The sequence below is a fragment of the Mycobacterium sp. TH-M116 genome (assembly GCF_057473685.1).
The window spans coordinates 1-9958 of sequence record NZ_JBYCLC010000366.1 but is presented as its reverse complement, the minus strand read 5'-3'; the positions used below and the strand labels follow the sequence as shown (position 1 = coordinate 9958).

General features: G+C 67.8%; 8 protein-coding genes and 2 pseudogenes. 6 read left to right on the top strand and 4 right to left on the bottom strand.

Going from position 1 to position 9958, the window contains the following annotated elements; all coding sequences use genetic code 11:
• Both AC2VOK_RS18945 and AC2VOK_RS18940 read left to right on the top strand, forming a co-directional pair.
• The coding region (locus AC2VOK_RS18945; RefSeq protein ID WP_486944298.1) for a WYL domain-containing protein at positions 1-435 on the top strand (435 nt) is incomplete at its 5' end.
• Between the two features lie 36 nt (positions 436-471).
• Complete coding sequence (locus AC2VOK_RS18940; RefSeq protein WP_428901841.1) at positions 472-2121, top strand: DNA repair helicase XPB; 1650 nt, start codon at positions 472-474, stop codon at positions 2119-2121.
• On the opposite strand, the pseudogene AC2VOK_RS18935 reads toward AC2VOK_RS18940, so the two are convergent.
• Positions 2122-2269 (bottom strand): annotated as a pseudogene (locus AC2VOK_RS18935) (thiolase C-terminal domain-containing protein); the annotation flags it as partial. It lies immediately after the preceding gene.
• Positions 2270-2400: 131 nt separating this feature from the next.
• Here AC2VOK_RS18935 and AC2VOK_RS18930 point away from each other — a divergent pair.
• Positions 2401-2694 (top strand): putative quinol monooxygenase, encoded by a 294-nt coding sequence (locus AC2VOK_RS18930; RefSeq protein WP_428901840.1) that lies wholly within the window; start codon positions 2401-2403, stop codon positions 2692-2694.
• On the opposite strand, the gene AC2VOK_RS18925 is transcribed toward AC2VOK_RS18930, so the two are convergent.
• A complete protein-coding gene (locus AC2VOK_RS18925; protein WP_428901839.1) occupies positions 2691-3683 on the bottom strand; it encodes an LLM class F420-dependent oxidoreductase in 993 nt (330 codons plus the stop codon). The two genes, AC2VOK_RS18930 and AC2VOK_RS18925, sit on opposite strands and share 4 nt — an antisense overlap.
• A gap of 38 nt (positions 3684-3721) precedes the next feature.
• Between AC2VOK_RS18925 and AC2VOK_RS18920 the strand changes: the two genes are divergently transcribed.
• The 3 genes and pseudogenes from AC2VOK_RS18920 to AC2VOK_RS18910 form a co-directional block, all read left to right on the top strand.
• The gene (locus AC2VOK_RS18920; protein WP_428901838.1) at positions 3722-4930 is read left to right on the top strand and encodes an FAD-dependent monooxygenase; all 1209 of its coding nucleotides are present in this window, start codon (positions 3722-3724) and stop codon (positions 4928-4930) included.
• Positions 4931-4969: 39 nt separating this feature from the next.
• On the top strand, positions 4970-5842 hold the full coding sequence (locus tag AC2VOK_RS18915; protein WP_428901837.1) for an LLM class F420-dependent oxidoreductase: 873 nt from the start codon (positions 4970-4972) through the stop codon (positions 5840-5842).
• Positions 5843-5974: 132 nt separating this feature from the next.
• Positions 5975-6358 (top strand): annotated as a pseudogene (locus AC2VOK_RS18910) (class I SAM-dependent methyltransferase); the annotation flags it as partial.
• Positions 6359-6453: 95 nt separating this feature from the next.
• Here the strand turns inward: AC2VOK_RS18910 and AC2VOK_RS18905 are convergent.
• Entirely contained in the window at positions 6454-8598 is a 2145-nt protein-coding gene (locus AC2VOK_RS18905) for a 3-hydroxyacyl-CoA dehydrogenase NAD-binding domain-containing protein (protein WP_428901836.1), read from the bottom strand.
• Between the two features lie 9 nt (positions 8599-8607).
• A complete protein-coding gene (locus tag AC2VOK_RS18900; protein WP_428901835.1) occupies positions 8608-9819 on the bottom strand; it encodes an acetyl-CoA C-acetyltransferase in 1212 nt (403 codons plus the stop codon).
• Between the last annotated feature and the right edge of the window lie 139 nt (positions 9820-9958).

The following is a 9958-nucleotide window of genomic DNA, read 5'->3' as shown; positions in this document are numbered from 1 at the left end:
GACGTGCTCGCCGCGTTGCGGACCGCCGGCTTCGCCCCGGCCGCCGAGGATTCCACCGGCTCCATCGTCGATGTCCGGCCGCGCGGGGCCCGGGTGGCCACGCCGCACCGGCGCCGGCCGTACCGCCCGGCGCCGCTACCCAGCGCCGAGACGCTCGACGCCGTGGTTTCGGTGCTGCGTAAGGTGACCGCCGCACCGTTCGGGAAAATCCGCGTCGACCCGGCCGTTGCCATGTCGCTGCTGCAGCGCGCGGCAAAAGACCAGGAGACGCTGGTGATCGGCTACCTCGACGCCGCCGGCGTGGCCACCCAGCGGGTGGTGTCGCCGATCACCATCCGGGGCGGTCAGTTGGTGGCGTTCGACTCGGGCTCCGGGCGGCTGCGTGACTTCGCCATTCATCGCATCACGTCGGTGGTGTCGGCCCACAACCGATAATGGATCACGTGACGAAAAAGCGGAGGAGCGGCGGTTGTGACTGACGGACCTTTGATCGTGCAGTCCGACAAGACGGTGCTGCTCGAAGTGGACCACGAGCTGGCTGGCGCGGCGCGCTCCGCCATCGCTCCGTTCGCCGAACTCGAGCGCGCGCCCGAGCACGTGCACACCTACCGGATCACGCCGCTGGCGCTGTGGAACGCGCGCGCCGCCGGGCACGACGCCGAGCAGGTCGTCGACGCGCTGGTGTCGCATTCGCGCTACGCGGTGCCGCAGCCGCTGCTCGTCGACATCGTCGCCACGATGGCCCGCTACGGCCGCCTGCAGCTGGTCAAGCACCCGGCGCACGGTCTGACCCTGGTGAGCCTGGACCGCGCGGTGCTCGAGGAGGTGCTGCGCAACAAGAAGATCGCGCCGATGCTCGGGGCGCGCATCGACGACGACACCGTCGTCGTGCATCCCAGCGAGCGCGGCCGCGTCAAGCAAATATTGCTCAAAATCGGTTGGCCTGCAGAGGATCTCGCCGGTTACGTCAACGGTGAAGCGCATCCGATAAGCCTGCGGCAGGACGGCTGGCAGCTGCGCGACTACCAGCAGCTTGCCGCGGACTCGTTCTGGGACGGCGGCTCGGGCGTGGTGGTGCTTCCGTGCGGGGCGGGCAAGACCCTGGTCGGGGCGGCCGCGATGGCCAAAGCCAGCGCCACGACGCTGATCCTGGTGACCAACATCGTCGCCGCCCGGCAATGGAAGCGCGAGCTCGTCGCACGCACCTCGTTGACCGAGGACGAGATCGGCGAATACTCCGGGGAGCGCAAGGAGATCCGGCCGGTCACCATCTCGACGTATCAGATGGTCACCCGCCGCACCAAGGGCGAGTACCGGCATTTGGAGCTTTTCGACAGCCGGGACTGGGGTCTGATCGTCTACGACGAAGTGCACCTGCTGCCCGCGCCGGTGTTCCGGATGACCGCCGACCTGCAGTCCAGGCGGCGGCTGGGCCTGACCGCCACCCTGGTCCGCGAAGACGGCCGCGAGGGCGATGTGTTCTCCCTGATCGGACCCAAGCGCTATGACGCGCCGTGGAAGGACATCGAGGCGCAGGGCTGGATCGCGCCGGCGGAGTGTATCGAGGTCCGGGTCACCATGACCGAGAACGAGCGGATGACGTACGCGACCGCCGAACCCGAGGAGCGGTACCGGCTGTGCTCGACCGCGCACACCAAAGTCGCTGTGGTCAAGTCGATCCTGCAGAAGCATCCCGGTGAGCAAACCCTGGTGATCGGCGCCTATCTGGATCAGCTCGACGAACTCGGCGCCGAACTCGACGCGCCGGTGATCCAAGGATCGACCCGGACCAAAGAGCGCGAGGCACTGTTCGACGCCTTCCGGCGCGGCGAGGTGTCCACACTGGTGGTGTCCAAGGTCGCCAACTTCTCCATCGACCTGCCGGAAGCCTCGGTGGCGGTGCAGGTTTCGGGGACATTCGGATCACGTCAGGAGGAGGCCCAGCGGCTGGGCCGGCTGCTGCGGCCCAAGTCCGACGGCGGGGGCGCCGTCTTCTACTCGGTGGTGGCGCGCGACAGCCTGGACGCGGAATACGCCGCGCACCGGCAACGCTTCCTGGCCGAACAGGGCTACGGCTACATCATCCGCGACGCCGACGACCTGCTGGGCCCGGCGATCTAGGGCGAGCAGTCCCCCGTCGGTGTTGACCGGCATCGAGCCGTGGATCTCGGTGGCGCCGTCGGCCACCAGCTTCTGCGTTCGCCGTCGGCGCACAGGCCCGTCTCGGTCATAGGCCCGTCTCGGCGCCGGCGCCGGTGTCCGGCAGCTGCATCCGAAGCATCCGACGAGCGCGGAAATTGTATTCCCGGTCAGACCCGCCGGCCGAGTGCCGGGCCACCGGGCGACGCGTCGACTGGCGGGCGCCTAGTGTGGAAGCGCCGCCGCAGCAAGGGAGACGCCATGCCAGTCACGGTGACACTGGAACTGAGATTCAAACCCGACGCGGTTGCCGCGGCGCGCGACGTGATGGGCCGGGCGCTGCGGGACACGCGATCGTTCGCAGGAAACCTCGGCACCGACGTGCTCGTCGACGAGGACGACGAAGCCCATTGGCTCATCTACGAGATCTGGGCGACAATCGACGACGACGAGGCCTACCGCGCGTTTCGCGCCGGCGAGGGGAAGCTGACCGACCTGCCTCCCCTGCTGGCCGCACCGCCGGTCAAGACGCGCTACCTCACCAGCGATGTCTAACTCAGCGCGGGAATGACCTCCCGTTCGAACAACTCGATGCCGGAGCGGTCGTAGACGGCCTCGGGGAAGTAGCAGATCACGTACTCGCACCCGAGGTCGCGAATCCGGGTGATCCGCTCGATCACTTGTTCCGGTGTGCCCGTCGCCGAGTCCGGGCCGCTGGTGCCCGCGACCATCGCGTCCGCGGCGGCCTCGGGGAGGTGACGTACCAGCCGGTCGCGGACCCGCCGGATCCGGTCGGCGACGTCGGCGTCGGAGGTGCCGACGACGGCGTTGATGTTGACCGACCGCACGATCCCGTCGAAGTCGGTGCCCACCTCGCGGCAGTGCTGCGCCAGCACCTCGGACTTGTGGGCGAACGCCTCGGGCTCCGGCGTGAAGTTGGTGTACCGGGCGTACTGCGCGGCGATGCGCAACGTCACCTTCTCGCCGCCGCCGGCAATCCACAGCGGTAACCCGTTGTCCTGCAATGGCTTCGGTGCGACGATCGCACCGTCGACCTGGTAGTGCCGGCCGGCGAAGCTGACTTTGCCGTCGCGCCAGGCGGCACGCATGATCTGGACGCCTTCGTCCAGCCGGCCCAGCCGCACCCCGGCCGACGGGAACCCGTAGCCGTATGCGCGCCACTCGTGTTCGTACCAGCCGCCACCGATGCCCATCTGGATGCGGCCCCCGGCGATGATGTCAGCCGTGGCGGCCACCTTGGCCAGGTACACCGGGTTGCGGTAGCTCATCGCCGTACACATCTGCCCGAGTTTGATCCGCGACGTGATGGCCGCGTAGGCCGCCATCAGCGTCCACGCCTCGTGGGTGGCCTCGTCCGTCGGCAGCGGGACCGTGTGGAAGTGGTCATAGACCCACAGTGAGTCCCATGCGCCGCCACCGTCGGCGTAAGCGGCCAGATCGCGCATCACCGGCCAGTGCTCGCCGGGTGCGATGTCGACCAGATCCATCCGCCAGCCTTGCGGGATGAAAAGCCCAAAGCGCATGGCGCCGACTCTAGCCTGGACCGAGTAGGCTGCGCGCGATGCGGATCCTCATCTCCGGTGCCAGCATCGCCGGGCCGGTGCTGGCGTACTGGCTGAACCGGTACGGCTTCGACGTCACCGTCGTCGAGCGCGCGCCGGCCCTGCGCAAAGCCGCCGGCCACGCCGTCGACCTGTTCCGTCCGGCGATGGAGATCTCGGCGAGCATGGGCGTCCTGCCACGCATCGAGCAACGCGCCACCGGCACCGACCGGCTCACGATGTACCGCGAGGGTCGGACGCGACCCACCGAGATCGACCTCGCCAAAGTCTACGGCGCCGTCTCCGACCGGCACGTGGAGATCATGCGCGACGACCTCAGCGAGATCTACTACGCGGCAGGCCGCGACGACGTCGAGTACCTGTTCGACGACTCGATCACTTCCATCGACGTCGACGGCGACGTGACGTTCGAGCACGCGCCCGCCCGCGCGTTCGACGTGGTCGTCGGCGCCGACGGGTTGCACTCCAACGTTCGGCGCCTGACGTTCGGCGACGAGGGCGAACTCACCCGCTTCCTCGGGGGATATCTGGCCGTGTTCTCGGTGCCCAAGGCGTTGGCCGATGCGGGGCGCATGATCGGCCACATCGGTGTCGGGCGCGTCGCGGCGCTCTACACCGCGGAGCACCTGAACGACGCACGTGCGGCCTTTCTCTTTCGCAGCAAAGCAGAATTGGATTACGGGCATCGGGATTCGCAGCGGCAGAAGCAGATTCTGCACGACAGGTTCGCGGGCATGCATGCGGAGGTCGACCGCTGGCTCGAGGAACTCGATTCGACGCCGGCGTTCTACTTCGATGCGATCACTCAACTGCGACTGGACCGATGGTCGCGCCGGCGGGTCACGCTGGTCGGCGACGCCGGCTACTGCCCGGGCCCTGCGGTCGGCGGCAGCACCAGCCTCGCAGTGCTGGGTGCCTACGTGCTGGCCGGCGAACTGGCACGAGCCGAGGGCGACCAACTGCGCGCGTTCGCGGCCTACGAACTGGCGATGCGCGAGCCGGCGCTGCGTAGCCGGACCTTTGCGCGCGGCGCTGCCAAGAGCCTCATTCCCGGCTCGCCGGCCGGGGTCTGGGCGCTCACTCGCGGTGCCCAGATCGTCTCGCGGATGCCCGCGCCACTTTCCCGCGCGGCGGCCAAGCTCAACACCAAAGGCCTGCGACTGTACGACTCGATGCAGGTCCCCGACTACTCCGAAGTCGACGTCTGACAGCATGGTGGCAAAGCCCTGGCGGAAGGAATGACCTGCATGCAACTCACCGGTGTCGGGATCTGGAGTAGTCAGCTGCGCTACGGCGACGCATCCGAATCCTCAGAGGCCGCAGCGGAATTGGACGAACTGGGCTTTCCGGCGCTATGGATTCCCGATGTCGGCGGGCCGGTGCTCGACGCGGTCGGCCGCCTGCTCGCCGCCACCAGTCGCACGGTGATCGCCACCGGGATCCTGAACCTGTGGATGCACTCGCCGGGCGACGTCGCCGAATCCCATGCTGAGCTGACGGCCGCGCACGGGGAACGATTCCTGCTGGGCATCGGGGTCAGCCATGCGCCGCTGATCGATGCCAAGCAGCCCGGCCGCTACCGCAAGCCGCTGGCCGCGACGGCGTCGTTCCTGGACGGTCTGGACGCCGCGCCACGGCCGGTGCCCGCCGAAAGCCGGGTCCTTGCCGCGCTGGGCCCCGCAATGCTGAGATTGGCGGCGACCCGCACCCGCGGCGCCCACCCCTACCTGGTCAGCCCCGATCACACCGCCTCGGCCCGTGAGACTCTGGGCGAGGGCCCGCTGCTGCTGCCCGAGCAGACCGTGATCCTCTGTGACGACGCCGACGAGGCACACCGCATCGGTACCGGCATGCTGCGGTCGTATCTCTCGATGCCGAACTATGCCAACAACATGCTGCGCAGCGGCTTTTCCGAAGAAGACGTGACTCACGTGAGCGACCGTCTCTTCGACGCGATCATCGCCTGGGGCGACGAGGAAGCGATCCTGCGCCGGATCTCCGAGCACCGGTCGGCCGGCGCCGACCACGTCTGCGTCCAGGTGCTCACCGACGACCCGACGGCATTCCCCCGCGAGGAATGGCGCCGGATCGCCGCCGCCTGCAACAGCGATCAACAGTGATTAGGTGAAGTCAGGGCTTATCGGCACACCCTGTTTCGGGTCTTCTACCGGATCGGCTTCACCCCGTGGGACGGTCATCCGCTCGCGCGGAACTTGCGGAGGCTGATCTAGGGCACCAGCGACAGCCCAGCGCTGCCGGCGGGTTCCGCCCTCGACCTGGGATGCGGCACCGGAGACACCTCGATCTACCTCGCCCAACGCGGTTGGAAGGTCACCGGCGTTGATTTTGTGACGAAGGCACTCGACAAGGCGCGCGCCAAAGCCGGTGCCGCGCACGTTTCGGTCGACTTCATCCGCGCCGACGTCACGCGGTTGAGTCAGGCCGGGATCGGTGCGGAGTTCGGTTTGATCGTCGACAACGGCTGCCTGCACAACATGAGCGAGGGCGACCGCGACGAGTACGTCCGCGAGGTCAGCATGGTGGCAGCAGCCGGCTGGACGCTGCTGTCCGCCGGCGACGAGGGAGCGCTAGACCGCGCCGGCCGGGCCCCGGCGCGCTACTACCTCTTCCAGCGTCTACCTCTTCCAGCGTCGCGACACGTAACCAGCTGCGACGACACGCCGTATCACATCGCAATGGTTTATGTCTCGGCGCAAAGCCGAAACCGCGACTACGTCAGCGAGGCCGGCGGCAGGAAGCGCTGCCCGTACCGCTCGGCGAGCTCGCGGGCCCGGGCCACAAAGGCTGCCTTACCCGTACCGGCCGGGCCGGAGTAACCGACGATGAACTGCGCGGCGCCACCGGTCCACGGCGGGAAACCGATGCCCATGATCGAGCCGATGTTGGCGTCCGCGGTCGAGGTGATGACGCCCTCGTCGATGCACTTCTGCGTCTCGAGCGCCTCGGCGAACAGCATCCGGTCGATCATGTCCTGCAGCGGCGGCTCCGAAGTGCCGGACTTGAACGTCTCCCGCAGGCCCGGCCACAGCCGCGCGCGCTTTCCGTCGACGTACTCGTAGAAGCCGGCACCGGAAAGCCTCGACGGGCGGCCGATCTCGATCATCTTCTCCACGACCGCCTCCGCCGGGTGCGGCTCGTACGTGCCGCCGGCATCCTCGACACCCTTGCGGGTGGCGGTGGCGATCTTGTGCATCAGCTCCATGTTGAGCTCGTCGGAGAGCTGCAGCGGCGGTGCCGGGTAGCCGGCCCGCGTACCGGCATGCTCGATCGAGGCCGGCTCGACACCCTCGCCGAGCATCGCCAGCGCCTCGTTGACGAACGTGCCGATGACCCGGGAGGTGTAGAAGCCGCGGCTGTCGTTGACCACGATCGGGGTCTTGCCGATGGCCAGGGTGTAGTCGAACACCCGGGCCAGCGCCTCGTCGGAGGTCTTCTCGCCCTTGATGATCTCGACCAGCGGCATCTTGTCGACCGGCGAGAAGAAGTGGATCCCGATGAAGTCCTCCTGCCGCTTCACCCCGGTGGCCAGACCGGTGATCGGCAGCGTGGAGGTGTTGGACCCGAGGATCGCGTTCGGCTCGACGACGTCCTCGATCTCGCCGAACACCTTGTGCTTGAGGTCCTGGTTCTCGAACACCGCCTCGACGACGAAGTCGACGCCCTTGAGGTCCGCGGGATCACCGGTGGGGGTGATGCGCGCCAGCAGCGCCTCGGAGCGCTCCTTGGTGGTCTTGCCCCGCTCCAGCGCTTTGGCCTCGAGCTTCTCGGAGTAGTCCTTGCCCTTCTGCGCCGCCTCGAGGCTGACGTCTTTGAGGACCACGTCGAAACCGGACTTGGCCGAGACGTAGGCGATGCCGGCGCCCATCATTCCCGCGCCCAGCACACCGATCTTCTTGATCGGTGTCTTGCCGATGCCCTCGGGCCGCGAGCCACCGGAGTTGATGGTCTGCAGGTCGAAGAAGAACGCCTGGATCATGTTCTTGGCCACCTGGCCGGTCACCAATTCGGTGAAGTAGCGGCTCTCGATGCGGGTGGCGGTGTCGAAGTCCACCTGCGCGCCCTCGACCGCGGCGGCCAGGATGGCTCGCGGCGCGGGCATCGGCGCGCCCTTGAGCTGTTTGCGCAGCAGCGACGGGAACGACGGCAGGATCGCGGCGAGCCCCGGCGACGACGGGGTGCCGCCGGGCATCTTGTAGCCCTTGGCGTCCCACGGCTGGGTGCAGGACTCGGGGTTGGCCTTGATCCAAGCTTTCGCTGTCGGCACCAGTTCTTCGACGCTGGAAACGAGTTCGTCGACCAGTCCGTTGTCCTTGGCCGCAGCCGGTTTGAAACGGGTGCCCTGGCTGAGCACGTTGACAAACGCGTTCTGGATGCCCAGCATCCGCACCGTACGGGTGACGCCGCCGCCACCGGGCAGCAGGCCCAGTGTGACCTCGGGCAGACCGATCTGGACGCCCTTGACGTCGGCGACAATCCGATGGTGGCAGGCCAGCGCGATCTCCAGGCCACCGCCCAGCGCCGCGCCGTTGATGGCGGCCACCACCGGCTTGCCCAGGGTCTCCAGCGCGCGCAGGTCACGCTTGATGTCCTCGACCTCGGCGAAGACCTCGCCGGCGTTCTCCGGACCGGCGTTGATCATGTGCTTGAGGTCGCCGCCGGCGAAGAAGGTCTTCTTACCACTGGCGATCACCACACCGGTGATCGAGTCCTTTTCGGAGACAAGACGCTCCACCGCCTTGTGCATGGACTCCTTGTAGTGCTCGTTCATCACGTTGGCCGACCCGGTCGGGTCGTCCAGCGTCAGCGTGACGATGCCGTCCGCGTCCTTGTCCCACACAATGGTGTTCTCTGCCATGGTTTTTCCTTAGACTCGCTCGATGATGGTGGCCACGCCCATGCCGCCACCGATGCACAGTGTGATCAGCGCGCGCCGGGCGTCGCGGCGCTCAAGCTCGTCGACCATGGTGCCCACGAGCATCGCGCCGGTGGCGCCCAGCGGGTGGCCCATCGCGATGGCGCCGCCGTTGACGTTGAGCTTCTCGTCGGGAATGTTGAGGTCCTTCTGGAACTTCAGGACCACCGACGCGAAGGCCTCGTTCAGCTCGAACAGGTCGATGTCGTCGACGGTCAGTCCGGCCCGGTCGAGTGCCTTCTGGGTGGCCGGCGTGGGGCCGGTCAGCATGATGGTCGGGTCGGCGCCGGTGGTGGCGGTGGCCACGACGCGGGCCCGGGGGCTAAGGCCCTGCGACGTGCCGGCGGCCTCGGATCCGACCATCACCAGCGCGGCTCCGTCGACGATGCCCGAGCTGTTGCCGCCGGAGTGGACGTGGTTGATCTTCTCGACCCAGTGGTACTTCTGCAGCGCCACGTCGTCGAAACCGGCCATCGCGGCCAGTCCCTCGAAGGCGGGCTTCAGCTTGGCCAGGCCGTCGGCGGTGGTGTCGGGACGCATGTGCTCGTCGTGATCGAGGATCAGCAGTCCGTTCTGGTCGCGCACCGGCACCACGGACTTGGCGAAGTAGCCGCCCGACCACGCCGCGGCCGCGCGCTCCTGCGAGCGCAGCGCGTAGGCGTCGACATCCTCGCGGGAGAAGCCCTCCATGGTGGCGATCAGGTCCGCGCCGATGCCCTGCGGGACGATGAACGCGTCATAGGAGGTTGCCGGGTCGGCCATCATCGCGCCGCCGTCGGAGCCCATCGGGATGCGGCTCATCGACTCCACGCCACCGGCGAGCACCAGGTCGTCCCAGCCGGAGCGGACCTTCTGGGCGGCGGTGTTGACCGCTTCCAGCCCGGAGGCGCAGAACCTGTTGAGCTGCACGCCGCCCACGGTGTCGGGCATGCCGGAGGCGATCACCGCGGTGCGGGCGATGTCGCCACCCTGGTCACCCACGGGTGAGACACAGCCCAGGATGACGTCGCTGATCAGGTTCTCATCGAGGTCGGGATTGCGCTTGCGCAGCTCCTCGATCAGCCCGACGACCAAGTTCAGCGGCTTGACCTCGGTCAACGATCCGTTCTTCTGCTTGCCGCGCGGGGTGCGGATGGCCTCGTAGATGAAGGCTTCTTCGGACATGACGACTTCCTCTTCGCAGTTCGGCTTGGGGGTCAGTGTTCAGGTTAGGCCGGAGTACCAGCACCCTAACAGGACTCCCATCCAACCTGTTGGTTGGGCCGACGGCGCTCGGCCGTCCCCGAACCGCCGAGCGTCACGC